Here is an 18,439-nt window from a genome sequence, read left to right as displayed (position 1 = left end):
AAAGGCCTGTACGGTTCGCCGTACAGGCCTTTTGTTTTCTTGGCCGCACGCACACGGCGCGCCGCCGAGGGCCCAGCGTTTGATCAGCCCTGCTTCTTGTTGTAGGCGGCGACGCCGTCCATGATCTCCTTGTGCGCGGAAGCCTTGTCTTCCCAGCCCTGCACCTTGACCCACTTGCCGGGTTCGAGGTCTTTGTAGTGCTCGAAGAAGTGCTCGATGGCCTTGAGGCGCATCGGGTTGAGGTCTTCCGGCTTTTGCCAGCGGCTGTAAAGCGACAGGATCTTGTCGGTCGGCACGGCCAGCACCTTGCCGTCTTGGCCGGCTTCGTCCGTCATCTTCAGGATACCGATGGCGCGGCAAGGCACCACCACACCGGGAATCAGCGGCACGGGGGTGATCACCAGCACGTCCACCGGGTCGCCGTCACCGGACAGTGTCTTGGGCACATAACCGTAGTTGGTCGGGTAGTGCATGGCGGTGCTCATGAAGCGGTCCACGAAGATCGCCCCGGTTTCCTTGTCCACTTCGTACTTGATCGGATCGGCGTTCATCGGAATTTCGATGATCACGTTGAACGCTTCGGGAATGTTCTTGCCAGGGGTGACGTTGTCGAGAGACATGGGGATTTTCTGAGAGTTGAGGAATCGGAGGCGGTCACAAGCGCACAGGCATGGCGCAGGGAACCCGAACAGGTGGCGCAAACCGGTGCGCACGCAGGCGGGATTTACCCTGATTTTACTGATGCCAGCCTTACTTTCTGATCCAGATCATTTCCCAAGCGGCTCAAATCCCGCTAAATTCCGGGCGTTGGCCAATCGCCCTGCCCAGCATGCTCTCAGACATGCCGTTCAAGGACGCGAGGAAGCAACGCAGCGGGGGTACCCCGGAGGCGTTGCCCCCTCCAAGTCAAAAACGAGCAGGAGTTACTTTATGGTTGGACAATCTGCGCTGGTGTTTGCGCTGGTGTGTGGACTCGTGGCCGTGGCTTACGGCTTCTGGTCCCGCAGCTGGATTCTTTCTCAGGACGCGGGCAACGCCCGCATGCAGGAAATTGCCGGGGCCATCCAGACCGGCGCCGCGGCCTATCTGGCCCGGCAGTACAAGACCATCGCCCTCGTCGGCGTGGTGTTGACCATTCTCATCGCTGTTTTTCTCGACGGGCAGACCGCCATCGGCTTCGTGCTGGGCGCGGTGCTGTCGGGCGCCTGTGGCTTCATTGGCATGAACGTGTCGGTGCGCGCCAATGTGCGCACCGCGCAGGCCGCCACCAAAGGCATCGGCCCGGCGCTGGACGTGGCCTTCCGCGGCGGCGCCATCACCGGCATGCTGGTGGTGGGGCTGGGCCTGCTGGGTGTGGCCGGATTCTTCTGGTTCCTGGTGGGCAACGGCAACCTGACACCCGACAAAGACCTGGCCAAGCTGCTGAACCCGTTGATCGGCTTCGCCTTCGGCTCCTCGCTGATCTCCATCTTCGCGCGGCTGGGCGGTGGCATCTTCACCAAGGGCGCTGACGTCGGCGCCGATCTGGTGGGCAAGGTCGAAGCCGGCATCCCCGAAGACGACCCGCGCAACCCGGCCGTGATCGCCGACAACGTGGGCGACAACGTGGGCGACTGCGCCGGCATGGCCGCCGACCTGTTCGAGACCTACGCGGTCACGCTCATCGCCACCATGGTGCTCGGCGCCCTGATGATCACCGCCGCACCGATGCAGGCCGTGATGTACCCGCTGGTGCTGGGCGGCGTGTCCATCATCGCCTCCATCATCGGCTGCTTCTTCGTCAAGGCCAGCCCGGGCATGAAGAACGTGATGCCCGCGCTCTACAAGGGCCTGGCGATCGCCGGTGTGTTGTCGCTGATCGCGTTCTACTTCGTGACCGCCTGGATCATGCCGGACAACGCCATCACCACCAGCGGCAGCCAGCTGCGTTTGTGGGGCGCCTGCGCCGTGGGCCTGGCGCTCACCGCCGCGCTGGTCTGGATCACCGAGTTCTACACCGGCACCCAGTATTCACCGGTCAAGCACATCGCACAGGCCTCCACCACCGGGCACGGCACCAACATCATTGCCGGTCTGGGCGTGTCCATGCGCTCCACCGCCTGGCCCGTGCTGTTCGTGTGCGTCGGCATCCTGGCGTCCTACACGCTCGCCGGCCTCTACGGCATCGCCATCGCGGCCACCGCCATGCTCAGCATGGCCGGCATCGTGGTCGCGCTGGACGCCTACGGCCCCATCACCGACAACGCCGGCGGCATTGCCGAAATGGCCGAGTTGCCCAGCAGCGTGCGCGACGTGACCGACCCGCTGGACGCGGTGGGCAACACCACCAAGGCCGTGACCAAGGGCTACGCCATCGGCTCGGCCGGTCTGGCCGCGCTGGTGCTGTTTGCCGACTACACCCACAAGCTGGAGTCCTACGGCCACCAGATCAGCTTCGACCTCTCCGACCCGATGGTGATCGTGGGCCTGTTCATCGGCGGCATGATCCCCTACCTGTTCGGCGCCATGGCCATGGAGGCCGTGGGCCGCGCGGCCGGTGCGGTGGTGGTGGAAGTGCGCCGCCAGTTCAGCGAGATCAAAGGCATCATGGAAGGCACGGCCAAGCCCGAGTACGGCCGCGCGGTGGACATGCTGACTACCGCGGCCATCAAGGAGATGGTGATTCCCTCGCTGCTCCCGGTGGTCGTTCCCATCCTGGTCGGCCTGTTCCTGGGTCCCAAGGCGCTCGGCGGCCTGCTCATGGGCACCATCGTGACCGGCCTGTTCGTGGCGATCTCCATGTGCACCGGCGGCGGTGCCTGGGACAACGCCAAGAAGTACATCGAGGACGGCCACCACGGCGGCAAGGGCAGCGAGGCCCACAAGGCGGCCGTCACCGGTGACACCGTGGGCGACCCCTACAAGGACACCGCTGGCCCGGCTGTGAACCCGCTGATCAAGATCATCAACATCGTGGCCCTGCTGATCGTGCCGCTGCTGCCCATGGCCGCCTGAGACCGGCCTTCTCGAAGCAAAACGGCCCGCCACAGCGGGCCGTTTTTCATGGGGCGCCTGTTCCGTCCGCCAACGCTCAGAGACCGGCGAGCTGCGTGCGGGTCAGCACCCGCACGATTTCACTGGCGCGAGGCGCCAGGCTGGCCAACTGGTCGGCCGCGCCGCGCTCGATGATGTCGAGCACCAGTTCGTTGATGCCGCCCACCGCGGCCATGGCCATGGTGGGGGTGAGTGCCGGGTAACCGGAGGCGGGCCCGCGGTCATCGGCACCGTTCACCGTGCGCATCAGGAAGTCGGCCATCTGCTGCATCACGGTGCGGCGCACGGCCATGCCAGCGGGACCGACGTGGTGGATTTCAACGAACAGGCTGCGCAACAGGCTGGGGCCGGCGGCGAGATGCGAGAAATAGGCCCCCAGCGCGTGCTCCAGCTGGGCCTGCCACGGCCGATCGGGCTGCACCGCATCGCTCAGCGTGCGCAGGGCCGAGGCACTGGCCGCCCGGTACAAGGCCAGAAAACACGCCTCCTTGCTGTCGAAATGCTCGTAGAAACTGCGTTTGGACACGCCGGCCTCGCGCACGATGTCGGCGATGGTCGCGGCCGACAGACCTTTGTCCGCCGCCACGGCAGCCATGGCGCGCATCATGCGCTGACGGTGCTCGTGCTGTTCGGCCTCGGGGGCGCTGGCTTCCTGGACATTCATGATGGGGCATCTTAGTCCGCCCATCGGGCAGAAGACCGCCGGGTGGGTGCCCGTTTCCCCGCTTGACAGGACTGGCCGTGGCGATCAGCATGACCGCCACGGTACTCATCAGTACCAACCCGGACACCGCACCGTACAAGCCATGACCGAGTTGATGGTCCGCCGCCTCTTGATCGACCTGGAGCAACCCTTGCAACGCCACTGGTGCAACGGCGACGCCTTCCTGAGCGCCTGGTTCAATGCCCTGTCGATGAGCTTTCCGGTCGGCGAGCAGTTCTTCATCGACTCGGTGCGCAACGGCTTCAAGGCGTTGCCCGCTGAACAGCAGGACCAGCGCAGAGACGAGGTGCAGGGGTTCATCGGGCAGGAAGCCACGCATCGCCGCATCCACGCGCTGTTCAATGCGCAGATTGAGAAGCACGGTCTGGTCAACGAATGGGAACCGCGAGCCCGTGAACGGCTGCGGCTGCTCGAAGGAACGGACCTGCGCCACGGTCTGGCCATCACCGCGGCGAACGAGCATTTCACCGCCCTGTTCGCCGAGTGGATGCTGTCTCACGCGAGCTTGCTCGACGGCTGCGAGCCCCGGCTCCAGGCCCTCTGGCTGTGGCACAGCGCCGAAGAAGCCGAGCACAAATGCACCGCGTTCGATCTGTACCAGGCCCTCGGCGGCGGCCATGCCTGGCGCGTGAAGTGGATGCGCCGGGTGACCTGGATTTTTCTCTCCGACACCTTGCGCCAGACGGTCAACAACCTGCGGCACGACGGCACGCTCTGGCGCTGGAGCACCTGGCGCAGCGCCGCGCACCACCTGCTCGGTCGCGAGGGACTTCTGCGCCTGAGCTACCGCCCCTGGCGCGCGTACTTCCGGCCGGACTTCCACCCGGCACAACAATCGAGCGATCTGTCGGCCCGCTGGCTGCGCGAGAACGCCCGCCTGTTCACCCCGGTGAGCGCGCCGTGATCCGGCCACGCCGGGCACCTGCGCTGGCCCAGGAAGATCGGAAACCCATTTTTAGACCCCTGTGGCACCGGGTCCGTCCGTGCGGACGGATGGGTCCTCGCCCATAATCAAGGGCATGTCCGAACGCGTCATTCCCCTGGTCGATCAGCGCAGCGCCACGCGGCTGGCGGCCGTCCCCTTGGCGCCCATCGCCGCCACCGGCCTGCTGGGCGATGCGCTGGGCCGTCCGCTGCGCGACCTGCGCATCAGCGTGACCGACCGCTGCAACTTCCGCTGCAGCTACTGCATGCCCAAGGACGTGTTCGACAAGGACTACCCCTATCTGCCGCACAGCGCGCTGCTGAGCTTCGAGGAAATCACGCGCGTCGCGCGCCAGTTCGTGGCCCACGGCGTGCAGAAGATCCGGCTCACGGGCGGCGAGCCGCTGCTGCGCAAGAACATCGAAGTCCTGATCGAACAGCTCGCCGCGTTGCGCACGGTGGAGGGCCGTCCGCTGGACATCACGCTGACCACCAACGGCTCCCTGCTGGAGCGCAAAGCCGCTTCGCTCAAGGCCGCCGGCCTGCAGCGGGTCACGGTCAGCCTCGATGGCCTGGACGACGCCATCTTCCGCGCCATGAACGACGTCGACTTTCCCGTGGCCGACGTGCTGCGCGGCATCGACGCCGCTCAGGCCGCGGGTCTGGGCCCGATCAAGGTCAACATGGTGGTCAAGCGCGGCACCAATCACCACCAGATCCTGCCCATGGCGCGCCATTTCAAGGGCACAGGCATCGTGCTGCGCTTCATCGAATACATGGACGTTGGCGCCACCAACGGCTGGCGCATGGACGAGGTGCTGCCCAGCGCCGATGTGGTGCGGCTGATCCAAAGCGAACTGCCCCTGGTGCAGCTCGATCCCTCGGCGCCCGGTGAAACCGCCGAGCGCTGGGGCTATGCCGACGCCAACGGCCAGCACGACGTGCAGGCGGGGGAGATTGGCGTCATCAGCAGCGTCACCCAGGCGTTCTGCCACGACTGCAACCGCGCCCGCCTGTCCACCGAGGGCAAGCTCTACCTGTGCCTGTTCGCCAGCCAGGGCCACGACCTGCGCCCGCTGGTGCGCGGCAACGCCAGCGACGAAGAGCTCGCCAGCGCCATCGCCGCCATCTGGCAGGGCCGCAGCAACCGTTATTCCGAGCTGCGCGCCAGCCTGCCGCCGGACGCGTCCACGGGGACACGACGTGTGGAGATGAGCTACATCGGTGGGTAGATGGCTCCGCCCCCGGGCCGCCTTCGGCGTCACCCCCTCAAACGGGCGATGCGAGTGGCCCGGCAAAGCCGGTTCCAGCGCATCCTTGGTTTCAGTCACTTCGCCCCGGAAACATCCTTCGCGCTACTCACTGGCACATGCTTCTACTTCGCAAGGTCTATCTTGATCCAAGCTTCTGAAATCACCGCCCTCGTGCTCGCCGGCGGCCGCGGCTCCCGCATGGGCGGCGTGGACAAGGGCCTGCAGAACTTCAACGGCACGCCGCTGGCGCTGCAGGCCTTGCTGCGGCTGCAGATGCAGCAGGGTGGGCTGATCGGCGATCTGATGGTCAACGCCAACCGCAATCTCTCGGCCTATGAGGCCTTCGGCTCGCCGGTCTGGCCCGACACGCTGAGTGACTACGCCGGGCCGCTGGCCGGTTTCCTGACGGGGCTGGAGCGCTGTGAAACACCGTACCTGCTGACCGTGCCTTGCGACTCGCCGCTGTTCCCGCTTGATCTGGCACAGCGCCTGGCCCAGGCCTTCGACGACGACAGCACGGAGATCGCCATGGCCGCGGCGCGCGAAGACGACGGGCAGCTCCGCACCCAGCCGGTGTTCTGCCTGATGCGGGTGCAACTGCTCGAAAGCCTGGTGGCCTTCACGCAGGCGGGCGGCCGCAAGATCGACCGCTGGACCGACCAGCACCGCACGGTGGTGGTGCCGTTCGACCGGCCCGGCGACGACCCCAAGGCCTTCTTCAACACCAACACGCTGGCCGAGCTGCACGCGCTGGAAAACCCTGATTCCGACGGGCCATGAAAACCATTGAACAGATCGCCGCCGAGCTGCAGGGCTACGACCCGCAGGCCCTGAGCGCGGCCGACGTCAACCAGTTCCTGGCGCGCCTGGTCGAGCCGGTGACCGAGACCGAAGACGTGGGCGTGTTCGACGCCCTGGGCCGGGTGCTGGCGCAAGACGTGGTCTCGCCCATCAGCGTGCCGCCACACGACAACTCGGCCATGGATGGCTTCGCGTTCGACGGCACCCAGCTGGGAGCCGGGCAAGCCCTGAGCCTGCGCGTGGCCGGCACGGCCTTCGCCGGCAAGGGCTGGAGCGGCACGGTGGCCGCAGGCGAGTGCCTGAAGATCATGACCGGCGCCATCATGCCCGCCGGGCTGGACACGGTGGTGCCGCTGGAGTTCGTGACGCTCGACGGCGACCGCGTGCACATCCCGGCCGGTGTGGTGAAGGCCGGCGACAACCGCCGCTTCGCGGGCGAAGACCTGATGGCGGGCCAGCCCGCGCTGCGCCGTGGCCAGACCCTGGGCCCGGCCGCGCTGGGCCTGATCGCCAGCCTGGGCCTGCCCGCCGTGCCGGTGTTTCGCCGCGTCAAGGTGGCCTATTTCTCCACCGGCGACGAAATCCTGAGCCTGGGCGAGGCGCCGCGTGAGGGCGCGGTGTACGACAGCAACCGCTACACGGTGTTCGGCCTGCTCACGCGCATGGGGGTCGAGGTGATCGACATGGGTGTCGTGGGCGATCAGCCGGCGCTGCTCGAAGCCGCGTTCCGCCAGGCGACGACCCAGGCCGACGCCATCATCACCAGCGGCGGCGTGAGCATGGGCGAAGCCGACCACACCAAGGCCATGATGAAGCAGTTGGGTGACGTGGCTTTCTGGCGCATCGCGATGCGCCCGGGCCGACCGATGGCGGTGGGCCGCATCGCGGAATCGGGAAAGTCTGCTGTCCTGTTCGGTCTGCCCGGCAACCCGGTGGCCGTGATGGTCACCTACCTGGCCTTCGTGCGCCCTGCCCTGCAGCGCATGATGGGCAGCACCGGGGCCGAACCCGTGCTGCTCAAGGCCCACAGCCTGGAGCCCCTGCGCAAGAAACCCGGCCGCACCGAATACCAGCGCGGCATCGTCACGCGCTCGGCCGACGGCAGCCTGACCGTGCGCACCACCGGCAACCAGGGTTCGGGCGTGCTGCGCTCCATGGTGGAAGCCAATGGCCTGATCGTGCTGCACCACGGCCAGGGCAACGTGGCCGTGGGCGACGAGGTCGATGTGATGATGTTCGACGGCGTGGTCTGAGCCAGCGCTTCCCAAACAAGAAAGCCACCCTCGGGTGGCTTTCTTGTTTGGATTCTTTGGTTCTTGGGGCGCGCTATTTGGCGCTGAGCAGATCCGTGCCCTGCGCCGCGGCCGTCGGCAGCACACGCGAACCGTGCTTCTTGCGTGCCAGAAGCGTGTACATGGTCGGCACCACGAAGATGGTGAGCAGGGTGCCCAGGCTCATGCCACCCACGATCACCCACCCGATCTGCTGGCGGCTCTCGGCCCCGGCCCCGGTGGCCAGCGCCAGCGGCAGGGCACCGAGCACCATGGCGCCGGTGGTCATGAGGATGGGGCGCAGGCGCAACGCGGCCGACTGCTTCACGGCGTCGAGGATGCCCAGGCCCTGTTCACGCAGCTGATTGGCGAACTCCACGATCAGGATGCCGTGTTTCGTGATCAGCCCCACCAGGGTGATGAGCCCGATCTGGCTGAACACGTTGAGCGTGCCGCCGCTGAGCTTGAGCGCCAGCAGCGCGCCCAACATGGACAGGGGCACACTGAGCATGATGATCAGCGGGTCGATGAAGCTCTCGAACTGCGCGGCCAGCACCAGGTAGATGAACAGCAGCGAGAGCACGAACACGATGGCCAGCGAGCCCGATGAGTTGCGGAACTCGCGGCTCTGGCCGTTGAGGTTGGTGGTGTAGCCCGGTGGCAGGATCTCGCGCGCCGTGGCGTCCATGAACTGGAGCGCATCGCCCAGCGCGAGATCGGGCGAGAGATTGGCCGTGATGGAGGCGCTGCGGCGCTGGCCGAAGTGGTTGAGTTCGCGCGGCACCACCACCTCGCGGATCTTCACCAGCGAGGCCAGCGGAATCATGGCGTTGTCCCGGCCGCGCACGAACAGGCGGTCGATGTCGTCGGGCGTGCTGCGCTGCGCGCTGTCGGTCTGCACCACCACGTCGTATTGTTCGCCCTCGCGTTTGTAGCGCGTCACGGTGCGCCCGCCGAGCAGGGTCTCCACGGTGCGTGCGATGGCGTCCACGCTCACGCCCATGTCGGCCGCGCGCTCGCGGTCCACGTCCATGCGGATCTCGGGTTTGTTGAGCCGCAGGTCGGTGTCCACCTGCACGAAGCCGGGGTTCTTGGCCAGCGCGTCCTGGAACTCGCGCACCACGCGGGCGAGGTTGTCGTAGCTGTCGGAGGTGACGATCACGTAGTTGATCGGCCGCTCGCGAAAACCCTGGCCCAGAGAAGGCGGCGTGATCGGGAAGGCGCTGATGCCGGGCAGGGCCGCCAGGCGCGGCGCGATCTCGCGCGCGATCTCCTGCGTGGTGCGGCTGCGCTCTTCCCAGGGCTTGGCGCGCAGGAACACGCTGCCCTGCGCGACCGTGGGACTGCCGATGTTGCTGAAGATGCGGTCGAACTCGGGATAGTCCTGGCCGATGCGTTCGATCGCTTCGGCGTAGCGGCGCGTGTAGGCCAGGGTGGCGCCGTCCGGCCCGTTGATGTTGGCCAGGATCACGCCCCGGTCTTCCAGCGGGGCGAGCTCCTGCTTGGTGGTCTGCAGCAGGGCCCAGCTGCCCAGGGCGCTGGCGACCATCACGCCTACCACCAGCCAGCGCGCCCGCAGCGCCAGCGCCAGCGCCGAGCTGTAGACCCGGGTGGCGGCCACCAGCACACGCTCCATGAAACCGTCAAAACGCGTGGGCCTGGGGTTGTGCCGCAGCAGCTTGGAGCACAGCATGGGCGAGAGCGTGAGCGCCACGAAACCCGAAACCACCACGGCCCCGGCCAGCGCCAGCGCGAACTCGGCGAACAAGCGCCCGGTGCGCCCGGGGGTGAAGGCCAGCGGCGCGTACACCGCGGCCAGCGTGAGCGTCATGGCGACCACCGCGAAGCCGATTTCACGTGCGCCCTTGATGGCGGCGTCGAACGGTTTCAAGCCCTCTTCGATGTGCCGGAAGATGTTTTCCAGCATCACGATGGAGTCGTCCACCACCAGCCCGATGGCCAGCACCAGGGCCAGCAGCGTGAGGGTGTTGATGGAAAAGCCGAACAGCGCCATCAGGGCGAACGAGCCGATCAGGCTGACCGGAATGGTGATGAGCGGGATGATGGACGCGCGCAAGGTGCGCAGGAACACGAAGATCACCAGCGCCACCAGCACCACCGCCTCGGCGATGGTGAGGTAGACCGCCTTGATGGAGCGGTCGATGAACACCGAGTTGTCGTTGGCGATGTCCACGTTCACGCCGGGCGGCAGGTCCTTCTTGACCTTTTCCAGCAGCTCGCGCACGCCGGCCGAGAGCTCCAGCGGATTGGCGGTGGCCTGCCGGATCACGCCCAGCGAAATCGAGTCGCGGCCGTTCAGGCGCACCGAGGTGCGCTCGTCCTGCGGGCCTTGCAGGACACGCGCCACGTCGCCCAGCCGGATGGTCTGCCCGCTGACGTTGCGCAGGGCCACGTCGCGGAACTGCGCCGGGGTCTGCAGGTCGGTGGCCGCGGTCACGTTGAATTCGCGCAGCGTGCTTTCGATGCGCCCGGCCGGCACCTCCAGGTTGGAGCGCCGCAGCGCGTCTTCCACGTCCTGCACGGTCAGGCTGTAGGCGGCCAGACGGTCCGGGTCGATCCAGACACGCATCGCGTACTTGCGCTCGCCGTACACCCGCACGTCGGCAGCGCCGGGCGCGGTCTGCAGCACCGGTTTGGCCAGGCGGTTGGCGAAGTCGGAGAGCTGCAGCGAGTCGTGGGTGTCCGAACTCAGGGCCAGCCAGATCACCGGAAAGGCGTCGGCCTCGACCTTGGCGATCACCGGCTCGTCGATGCCCTGGGGCAGGCGCTGGCGCACACGGCTGACCTTGTCGCGCACGTCGGCCGCGGCCGAGTCGGGGTCGCGCTCGAGCTTGAAGCGCACCGTGATCTGGCTGCGCTCCTGCCGGCTGATGGAAGTGATGATGTCCACCCCCTCGATGCCGGCGAGCGAGTCTTCCAGCGTCTTGCTGACCTGCGACTCCACCACCTCGCTGGAGGCCCCGGTGAACGTGGTGCTGACGGTGACGGTGGGCTCGTCGATCTTGGGGTACTCGCGCACCGTCAGGCCGTTGAACGCCACCCAGCCCACCAGCAGGATGAGCATGGACAGCACGGAGGCGAACACCGGCCGGCGGATGGATATTTCAGGCAATTGCATGCGGGCTGTTCCTGTGCAAAGGCGCCTGGCGCGTCAACTGGCGGCCGGCACCGGGCGGACGCCGGCGGGCGCGGGCGCCGGTGTGGCCGGTGCGGCATCCGGGCCGGCGGCCGGAGCCGTCTCACGGGGCCTCGCTTCAGGCGCACCCATCTCCACCACCCGCACGGCCGTGCCATCGCGTTGCAGCCGCTGCTGACCGGCCACGACCACCGTGTCACCCTCGCTCAGCCCGGTAACCACCTGCACCTGCGAGCCCTGGCGCACGCCCACCTGGACCTCGGTGCGGCGCGACACCAGCTTGAGCGCATCGCCCTCGCCTTCTTTCTCCAGGCGGAACACGAACTGTTTGCCGGCCTGCGGCACGATCGCCTCTTCGGGCACCACCAGCGCCTTGTCGTTCACCGAAAAAATCGTCAGCACGCGGGCAAACATGCCGGGGCGCAGATCGGCGTCGGGCGAAGGCGGCAGCAGCGCGCGCACGGCCACCGAGCGGCCGTTGGCGTCCAGCAGCGGGTCCACCGCTTGCACCCGGGCGGCAAAGGCCTTGCCGGGCAAAGCGTCCAGCGTCACCTGCACGGTCTGGCCCGCGGCGATGCGGGTCTGGTAACGCTCGGGCAGGCGGAAATCCACCGTCAGGGCCGAGGTGTCTTCCAGGTTGACGAGGTCCGCGCCGTCCTTGACGTAGTCGCCCAGATCGATGCTGCGCAGACCCACCGTGCCATCGAACGGCGCGGTGATGCGCATGCGCTGCAGACGCGCCTGCGCCAGCGCCACCTGGGCCTCGGCCACCTGCAGGCTGGCCTGGCTTTCGTCCAGCACGCGCCGCGCCACGAAGTTCTCGGCCACCAGTTCCTGGTTGCGTTTGAAATTGGCGCGCGCCATCGACAGCTGGGCCTGGGCCTGGCTGAGTTCGGCGCGCTGCAGCACGTCGTCGAGCTGCACCAGCAACTGACCGCGCCGCACGCGGGCGCCGTCGGCGAAGGCGATCTGGGCGACGCGCCCGCTGACCTCCGGACGCAGCGTCACGCTCTGGCGCGAACGCAGCGTGCCCACGGCCTGGGCGTCGTCCTGGATGCGCAGGGTCTTGACCTGCGCCACCTCGACCCCCGGCATGCCGGTGGCTCCCCCGGCACGGCCCGCCGGCGCGCCGGTCGATCCCTGGCGGGCACCGGTCGATGCCTGGTCCGCGCTTGTGGCGTTGGCCGAAGCCGGCGCCGCCCGGTGCTGGAACCACCAGGCGCCAGCGGACGCCAGCCCCAGGCCGGCAGCGGCCACCACCACATAAAGCGTCTTGTTTGCCATGGTTTGAAGCGTCTGGATCGGGGATTCGTCGCCAGCCTTGGCGCCGCTGCCAACAAAAAGTTGCAATGTATCAGTCAAGAGCGGCCATGGCCTGGGGAAGTTCAATCGCCCTGACCGACCGCAGGACACCGCGGGTTTCAGCCCGGCACGCCCCGGTTGGCCAGGGCGTCGGCACGCTCGTTGCCCGGGTCGCCCGCGTGGCCTTTGACCCAGTGCCACTCGATGTGGTGCACGCCGTCGTGCGCCAGCGCATCGAGCTTTTGCCACAGGTCGGCGTTCTTCACCGGCTCTTTGGCAGCGGTCTTCCAGCCCTTGGCCTTCCAGCCGTGGATCCACTCGGTGATGCCTTTGCGCACGTACTGGCTGTCGAGGTACACCGACACCTTGCACGGCCGCTTGAGCGCGGCCAGGCCCTCGATCACGGCGGTGAGTTCCATGCGGTTGTTGGTGGTCACGCGCTCACCGCCCCAGAGTTCCTTTTCGTGTCCGCCAGCCTTGAGAAAAACGCCCCAGCCGCCTGGGCCGGGATTGCCCTTGCAGGCGCCGTCGGTGTAGATCACCACATGGTTCAATCGATATGCTCCAGAGAAAAAACAGGACACCTCCCCGGCTGCGGCCCGTCCTGAGCCAGTCGAGGGGCGGTTGCGCGCCGGCCTTGGCCTGTGCGTCGTTTCACGCGTTGCGGGCCGAGCGGCCCTGCGCTCAGTGTCGGTGGGCCACCGACACCGGGGCCGCCGAACTGGCGCGCCGCGGTTTCCAGGCCGGCCCCAGCAGGCGCACGCCGCGCACCCGCTTGACCGCGACCACGAAATACACCGCGCCGAAAATGGGCCACCAGCGTGCGCCGGCGCGGTCCATCCAGGCCGTTCGCTGCAACCACTTTTCGGTTCGCACCGCGGGCCGGTAGCAGCCAAAGCGGTCCGACTCTACTTCAAAACTGAGCAGGCGCAGCCAGTCGCGCAGACGCCAGGGCCCGATGAACTCGCCCGCCTCGGGCAGGTACAGGCTCTCGGCGCCGAGCGCCGTCAGGCCCAGGCGGGACCCGAGCCGGCCGCGCCCCTGCCGCAGGCCCCACAGGCTGGCCGGATTCAGGCCCGAGATCACCACCCGGCCCTCGGGCACCAGCACCCGCTCGACCTCGCGCAGCACGTGGTGCGGGTCGGCACTGAGTTCCAGCGTGTGCGGAAGCACCACCAGGTCCAAGCAGGCGGCGGGAAACGGCAGCGCCGCGGCGTCGGTGATCAGGGCCACGCGCGACGGCCCCGGTGGCTGCGCAGCACCCCGATTCGGGGTCGATCCCCCCGTTCGGGAGGCGTCTTGCCCGCCGTTGAAGCTTCCTCCCGCCAGCAGCGCATCGGGCGCCACCAGTTCCTCGGGCAGCGCCAGCCAGCGGTGTGGCATGCGGTTGGCCCGCAGGGTGGCGAGCTCGGGCAGGCCCAATTGCAAGGCGTTGTATCCGAACAGGTCGGCCACGGCCAGATCGAACTGGGCCTGTTCCCAGCCCAGCACGTACTGTCCAGGTGCGGTGCGCAGCCAGTCGGTCATGCCATCGGTCGGCAGGCCCGGGGTGGTGTCGGGGTTCAATGCAAACGGTCTCCGGGTGGCACAGCGGGCAAGGGCAGCCCGCCGTCAAGCGGAGGCCATCGTAATCGGTCGCCCGGCCCACCGCCACCGGGCCCTTGGAGGGCTCCGCCCCGGGGGCTCATCCGCCGCGGTTGGCCGACCTTCCTGACGGGCGGGCCAGGGCCGTCCGTCGGTTCGTTTTTGAAACACGGACAGACCAGCTCCTCTGCGATACTCTCGGGCCGCCAGCTGCCGTGGCCCGCAAGGGTGGCGCGGCCGGGCCGAAGGCCCGCGCATTGCGCTGGCGAACCGAACGATTTCCATGCAGTTACACCCCATTCCGGTCTTCACCGACAACTACATCTGGGTCTTGCACGATCAAGGTCGCGCACTGGTGGTCGACCCCGGAGAGGCCAGCCATGTGCGCCAGTGGCTGGAACATGAGGGTCTGGCGCTCGACACCATCCTGATCACCCACCACCACGCGGACCACACCGGTGGCGTGGCCGAGCTGCGGCAGGCCACCGGCGCACGGGTGATCGGCCCGGCCCGCGAACCCATGCCCGAACCTCTGCGGCGCGTGTCCGCGCACGATCGGGTCGAAGCCCTGGGTCTGGTGTTCGAGGTGCTGGAGGTCCCCGGCCACACCGCCGGGCACATCGCGTACCACTGCGCCGACGTGGACGGTGCGCCCCTGCTGTTCTGTGGCGACACGCTGTTTTCGGGTGGCTGTGGCCGCTTGTTCGAAGGCACGCCCGCGCAGATGCTGGACTCGCTGACCCGTCTGAGCGCCCTGCCCAACGACACCCGCGTCTGCTGCACCCACGAGTACACCCTGTCCAACCTGAAATTCGCGCAGGCGGTGGAACCGGGCAACGCCGCGCTGGCCGAGTACGCCGCGCATTGCCAGCAACAGCGCGCGCTGAACTTTCCCACGCTGCCCAGCTCCATCGGACTCGAGAAACGGATCAATCCGTTTCTGCGCACCCTCGAGACGGCCGTGCGGCGGGCCGCCATCGCCCACGCTCCCCACACACCCGACGACGACGTGAGCCTGTTCGCCACGCTTCGTGAATGGAAAAACGACTTCAGATGACCCTTGCCATGCCCACCGCTCCCGCTCACCTTCTTTCCGCAGCGTCGCTGAATGGCTCCGCTCGCATCGGTTCGCCGCGCCCGTCAGCGCAACCGGCGCGCTTCAGGTTCTTCACACTGGTGGCCTCTGTGTTGCTGTTCGCGGGTTGTGCTTCGGTTCCACCGGGCACCACATCCCCGGCCACCACGACTCCGGGCTCCACGGCCAGCACGGCCCCGCCGGCCCCCAGCGTGTTCCCCAACGCGCCCTTGAGCGAAATCGGCATCGCCAGCACCAACCTGCCCACCGTGGTCACCCTCGCGGCCCCCACCGACCTGTGGGACCGCATACGGCGCGGCTTCGCCATGAACGACCTGGACAACGAGCTGGTGCGCGACCGCGAGCAGTGGTACGCCACCCGGCCCGACTACATCCAGCGCATGACCGAGCGTTCCAGCCGCTACCTGTTCCACATCGTCGAAGAGATCGAGCGCCGCAACATGCCGATGGAGCTGGCGCTGTTGCCCTTCATTGAAAGCGCCTTCAACCCCCAAGCGGTTTCCAGTGCGCGCGCGGCCGGCATGTGGCAGTTCATGCCCGCCACCGGTGAATCGTTCGATCTCAAGCAGAACATCTTTCGCGACGACCGGCGCGACGTGCTGGCCTCCACCCGCGCCGCGCTCGACTACCTGCAGCAGCTGCACGGCCGCTTCGGCGACTGGCACCTGGCCCTGGCCGCCTACAACTGGGGTCAGGGCAATGTGAACCGCGCCATCACGCGCAACCAGCGCCTGGGCCAGCCGACCGGCTACCTCGACCTGGGCATGCCGATGGAAACCCGCATGTACGTGCCCAAGCTGCAGGCCGTGAAGAACATCCTGAGCCGGCCGGAGGCCTTCAACACCACCCTGCCCCTGATCGGCAACCACCCGTTCTTTGACACCGTCACGCTGGAGCGCGACATGGACGTGGCCGTCATCGCCCAGCTCGCCGGCGTCAGCGAAAGGGATTTCCGCGCGCTCAACCCCTCGCTCAGCCGCCCGGTGGTGATGGCCGCGGGCACGCCCAACATCCTGCTGCCCTGGGACAACGCGGTGGTGTTCCAGCAGAACCTGCAGACCTTTGCGGGCCCGCTGGCCAGCTGGACCGCCTGGGTCGTGCCCACCACCATGACGGCCGCGCAGGCGGCCGCCCGGGTGGGCATGAGCGAATCCGAGCTGCGCGAAGTCAACAACATCCCGCCGCGCATGAAGGTGCGCGCCGGCTCCAGCCTGCTGGTGCCCCGCACCCAGGCGCGCAACGGCGACGTGCCCCTGCACGTGGCCGACAACGGGCACCTGAGCCTGCAACCCGAGGTGATGCTGCGACGCAGCACGGTGCGCGCGCGCAAAGGCGACACCCTGAGCCGGCTGGCCAGCCGCTACGGCGTGAGCGCGGTCAGCGTGGCCGGCTGGAACAGCCTGGCGATCAACGCGCGGCTCAAACCGGGCCAGCGCGTCACGCTGATGTTGCCGCAGCGCCCGGCGGTGGCCAGTTCGCGGAGCGCGAAAAAATCCGTCAAGGTCGCCACGAGGAAGAAAGCGGTCCAGAAGACCGGCACCCGCACCGCCAAGGCCCGCACATCGTCCAAACGCGCGGTCACCAAGGTGGCGGCCAGCAAGAAGAACTAGAACTGAAACGACGGATGGGTGCGCGGCTCAGGCCTTGAACCGGGCCTTGGCCTTGCGCGCGAAATCGTTGGTGAAGGTGCGCGCGAGGTCCACCCGCTGCAACGGCGCCGAGGGGTCGAAATACGCCAGCATGCGCGCCGCGGTGGCCGGCCCATCCTCCGGCATCACACCGTCGGGCGCCCAGGCTTCACGCGCCCGGCTGAACGCGGCCAGGTACAACGCCCTGTCACCCAGGAAATAGTGCTCCGGCACCGCCTTGATGATGTCGGACGGGCCTGCCGTCTGCAGCCACTTCAGGGCGTGCACCATCGCATTGGCCAGGGCCTGGCACTGGCGTGCGTTGCCAGCAAGAAAAGCACCCGGCGCGCTCAGACAGGCCGCCGGCAAGGTCCCGCCAAACACCTCGGCGCTGCCACGCACGGTGCGCGTGTCGGCCACCACCCGCAACTCGCCCCCCTGCTCCAGCTGCGTGATGACCGGGTCGGTGTAGCAGATCGCATCGATCGTTCCGGCACGAAACGCCGCCACCGCGGAAGTCGCACTGGGCAAGGGTGTGTACTGAACATCCTGCACGCCCAGCCCGGCGCGCGCCAGCACCAGACGCGCCACCCGGTGCGTGCCCGAGCCGTGCGCCATGATGCCCAGCTTCTTGCCACGCAGGTCCCGCAACCCGCTGTAATGCCCCAGCGTCTGAAGAGAGACACCCAGCACGATCTGGGGCGCACGCCCCTGCAGCACGAACGACTGGAACATCTGGCCACGGGCCTGCATGTTGATGATGCTGCTGTAAGGCCCTGAGAACACCTGCGCCGAGCCCAGAAGCACCGCCTGCAGGGCCTGCCCGCGGTCGGTGAACTCGCGCACCTGCACGTCCAGCCCTTCGCTGGCAAAGTAGCCCATGCGCTCGGCCACGGTCAGCGGCAGGTAGCAGAAAGCCGATTTGTCTTCCACCGCCACCACCACGCGGGAGCCGCCCGCGCGAGGCAAGGGCGCCGGGCTGGGAGCCTGAGCCCAGGTTGCGGGCGGCAGCGTGCCCAGCAGCGCCGACGCGCACACCCGACACCACCCACGACGAGTCCACATGAAACATCCCTTCCTGCACTTGTACTCAAGCGACAGGCAAGGCTAAGCGAGGCCGGCCCCGACCGCATCGGGATCAATCCCGAGCGGGTTTCCACCGAGGGAAAACGCAAGCAAAAGTAACCGGTTGCCCCGCGTTTGCACGGACCGGGGGACGGTCAGAAAGACCCGGTGTTCAGACGAACAGAATGGCGATGTTCACCAGCAGCGCCAAGGTCCAGGTCATGCTGCGCGCCAGGGCCAGATCGGCCACGTACATCATGATGTAGATCAGCCGCAGCACCACGAACACGAAGGCCAGCAGGTCCAGGCGCACCTGCGGCGCCCCCATCTGGTGGGCAATGATCACCGCCCCCATGAACAACGGCAGTGCTTCGAAGCTGTTGGACTGCGCGGCGTTGGCCCGTGCGCGCCAGTCGGTCTGGCGCGCCAGCCAGGCGCGCGGGTTGTGGTTGTCATAGCCCCCTTCGCGCCGGGACTTGCCCAGCTTGCCCCACTTGGCCAGGTAGCCACACAGGAAAGGCAACAACGCCGTCACCAGGACAGCCCAATAAGCCAGGGTCAGGCCCGCAAATTTCATGAATGAAAGGTCTTTCTGTCACCC

The 18,439-nt window shown here is 67.6% G+C and carries 15 protein-coding genes; 7 read left to right on the top strand and 8 right to left on the bottom strand.

The window, feature by feature from the left end; genetic code table 11:
- Window positions 1-83: 83 nt before the first annotated feature.
- Window positions 84-620 (bottom strand): inorganic diphosphatase, encoded by a 537-nt coding sequence (ppa, locus tag AC07YZ_RS00725; protein ID WP_494793326.1) that lies wholly within the window; start codon window positions 618-620, stop codon window positions 84-86.
- 310 nt (window positions 621-930) lie between these two features.
- On the opposite strand from ppa, the gene AC07YZ_RS00720 reads away from it, so the two are divergent.
- Complete coding sequence (locus AC07YZ_RS00720) at window positions 931-2,994, top strand: sodium-translocating pyrophosphatase (protein WP_226493285.1); 2,064 nt, start codon at window positions 931-933, stop codon at window positions 2,992-2,994.
- A gap of 76 nt (window positions 2,995-3,070) precedes the next feature.
- Here the strand turns inward: AC07YZ_RS00720 and AC07YZ_RS00715 are convergent, their stop codons facing one another.
- A complete protein-coding gene (locus AC07YZ_RS00715) occupies window positions 3,071-3,697 on the bottom strand; it encodes a TetR/AcrR family transcriptional regulator (protein ID WP_494793325.1) in 627 nt (208 codons plus the stop codon).
- A gap of 142 nt (window positions 3,698-3,839) precedes the next feature.
- Between AC07YZ_RS00715 and AC07YZ_RS00710 the strand changes: the two genes are divergently transcribed.
- The 4 genes from AC07YZ_RS00710 (at window position 3,840) to moeA (ending at window position 7,988) form a co-directional block, all read left to right on the top strand.
- Window positions 3,840-4,661: a metal-dependent hydrolase gene (locus tag AC07YZ_RS00710; RefSeq protein ID WP_494793324.1), complete on the top strand. Its 822-nt coding sequence runs from the start codon at window positions 3,840-3,842 to the stop codon at window positions 4,659-4,661.
- Between the two features lie 115 nt (window positions 4,662-4,776).
- A complete protein-coding gene (gene moaA, locus AC07YZ_RS00705; RefSeq protein WP_494793323.1) occupies window positions 4,777-5,913 on the top strand; it encodes a GTP 3',8-cyclase MoaA in 1,137 nt (378 codons plus the stop codon).
- 162 nt (window positions 5,914-6,075) lie between these two features.
- Complete coding sequence (gene mobA, locus AC07YZ_RS00700; RefSeq protein WP_494793322.1) at window positions 6,076-6,714, top strand: molybdenum cofactor guanylyltransferase MobA; 639 nt, start codon at window positions 6,076-6,078, stop codon at window positions 6,712-6,714.
- Entirely contained in the window at window positions 6,711-7,988 is a 1,278-nt protein-coding gene (moeA, locus tag AC07YZ_RS00695; RefSeq protein ID WP_494793321.1) for a molybdopterin molybdotransferase MoeA, read from the top strand. Before mobA ends, moeA begins: the two co-directional genes overlap by 4 nt.
- 73 nt (window positions 7,989-8,061) lie before the next feature.
- Here moeA and AC07YZ_RS00690 read toward each other — a convergent pair whose 3' ends face one another.
- The 4 genes from AC07YZ_RS00690 to AC07YZ_RS00675 form a co-directional block, all read right to left on the bottom strand.
- A complete protein-coding gene (locus AC07YZ_RS00690; RefSeq protein WP_494793320.1) occupies window positions 8,062-11,145 on the bottom strand; it encodes an efflux RND transporter permease subunit in 3,084 nt (1,027 codons plus the stop codon).
- Between the two features lie 33 nt (window positions 11,146-11,178).
- Window positions 11,179-12,447, bottom strand: a complete 1,269-nt coding sequence (locus AC07YZ_RS00685) for an efflux RND transporter periplasmic adaptor subunit (RefSeq protein ID WP_494793319.1) — start codon at window positions 12,445-12,447, stop codon at window positions 11,179-11,181.
- A gap of 137 nt (window positions 12,448-12,584) precedes the next feature.
- A complete protein-coding gene (gene rnhA / locus AC07YZ_RS00680; protein WP_494793318.1) occupies window positions 12,585-13,019 on the bottom strand; it encodes a ribonuclease HI in 435 nt (144 codons plus the stop codon).
- Between the two features lie 130 nt (window positions 13,020-13,149).
- Window positions 13,150-13,992: a class I SAM-dependent methyltransferase gene (locus tag AC07YZ_RS00675; protein ID WP_226494746.1), complete on the bottom strand. Its 843-nt coding sequence runs from the start codon at window positions 13,990-13,992 to the stop codon at window positions 13,150-13,152.
- A gap of 340 nt (window positions 13,993-14,332) precedes the next feature.
- On the opposite strand from AC07YZ_RS00675, the gene gloB reads away from it, so the two are divergent.
- Together gloB and AC07YZ_RS00665 are read left to right on the top strand one after the other, a co-directional pair.
- Window positions 14,333-15,106 carry a hydroxyacylglutathione hydrolase gene (gloB, locus tag AC07YZ_RS00670; RefSeq protein ID WP_494793317.1) on the top strand — a complete coding sequence of 258 codons (774 nt, stop codon included), beginning with the start codon at window positions 14,333-14,335 and terminating at the stop codon, window positions 15,104-15,106.
- Window positions 15,107-15,225: 119 nt separating this feature from the next.
- Window positions 15,226-16,755 carry a transglycosylase SLT domain-containing protein gene (locus tag AC07YZ_RS00665; protein WP_494793316.1) on the top strand — a complete coding sequence of 510 codons (1,530 nt, stop codon included), beginning with the start codon at window positions 15,226-15,228 and terminating at the stop codon, window positions 16,753-16,755.
- Between the two features lie 27 nt (window positions 16,756-16,782).
- On the opposite strand, the gene AC07YZ_RS00660 is transcribed toward AC07YZ_RS00665, so the two are convergent.
- Both AC07YZ_RS00660 and AC07YZ_RS00655 read right to left on the bottom strand, forming a co-directional pair.
- Window positions 16,783-17,838, bottom strand: coding sequence for an ABC transporter substrate-binding protein (locus tag AC07YZ_RS00660; protein ID WP_494793315.1), 1,056 nt, complete (start codon window positions 17,836-17,838; stop codon window positions 16,783-16,785).
- 172 nt (window positions 17,839-18,010) lie between these two features.
- Entirely contained in the window at window positions 18,011-18,415 is a 405-nt protein-coding gene (locus tag AC07YZ_RS00655) for an MAPEG family protein (RefSeq protein WP_226493296.1), read from the bottom strand.
- Window positions 18,416-18,439: the final 24 nt, after the last annotated feature.

It is taken from the genome of Hydrogenophaga sp. GW101-3F08, from assembly GCF_059424585.1.
The sequence above is the reverse complement of the archived record's forward strand: the minus strand, read 5'-3'. Positions and strand labels throughout refer to the sequence as shown.

Bases quoted from the DNA above. Each gene is read 5' to 3' on its own strand.
- ppa (WP_494793326.1), bottom strand. From the start codon at position 620: ATGTCTCTCGACAACGTCACCCCTGGCAAGAACATTCCCGAAGCGTTC.
- AC07YZ_RS00720 (WP_226493285.1), top strand. From the start codon at position 931: ATGGTTGGACAATCTGCGCTGGTGTTTGCGCTGGTGTGTGGACTCGTG.
- AC07YZ_RS00715 (WP_494793325.1), bottom strand. From the start codon at position 3,697: ATGAATGTCCAGGAAGCCAGCGCCCCCGAGGCCGAACAGCACGAGCAC.
- AC07YZ_RS00710 (WP_494793324.1), top strand. From the start codon at position 3,840: ATGACCGAGTTGATGGTCCGCCGCCTCTTGATCGACCTGGAGCAACCC.
- moaA (WP_494793323.1), top strand. From the start codon at position 4,777: ATGTCCGAACGCGTCATTCCCCTGGTCGATCAGCGCAGCGCCACGCGG.
- moeA (WP_494793321.1), top strand. From the start codon at position 6,711: ATGAAAACCATTGAACAGATCGCCGCCGAGCTGCAGGGCTACGACCCG.
- AC07YZ_RS00690 (WP_494793320.1), bottom strand. From the start codon at position 11,145: ATGCAATTGCCTGAAATATCCATCCGCCGGCCGGTGTTCGCCTCCGTG.
- AC07YZ_RS00685 (WP_494793319.1), bottom strand. From the start codon at position 12,447: ATGGCAAACAAGACGCTTTATGTGGTGGTGGCCGCTGCCGGCCTGGGG.
- AC07YZ_RS00675 (WP_226494746.1), bottom strand. From the start codon at position 13,992: ATGACCGACTGGCTGCGCACCGCACCTGGACAGTACGTGCTGGGCTGG.
- gloB (WP_494793317.1), top strand. From the start codon at position 14,333: ATGCAGTTACACCCCATTCCGGTCTTCACCGACAACTACATCTGGGTC.
- AC07YZ_RS00660 (WP_494793315.1), bottom strand. From the start codon at position 17,838: ATGTGGACTCGTCGTGGGTGGTGTCGGGTGTGCGCGTCGGCGCTGCTG.
- AC07YZ_RS00655 (WP_226493296.1), bottom strand. From the start codon at position 18,415: ATGAAATTTGCGGGCCTGACCCTGGCTTATTGGGCTGTCCTGGTGACG.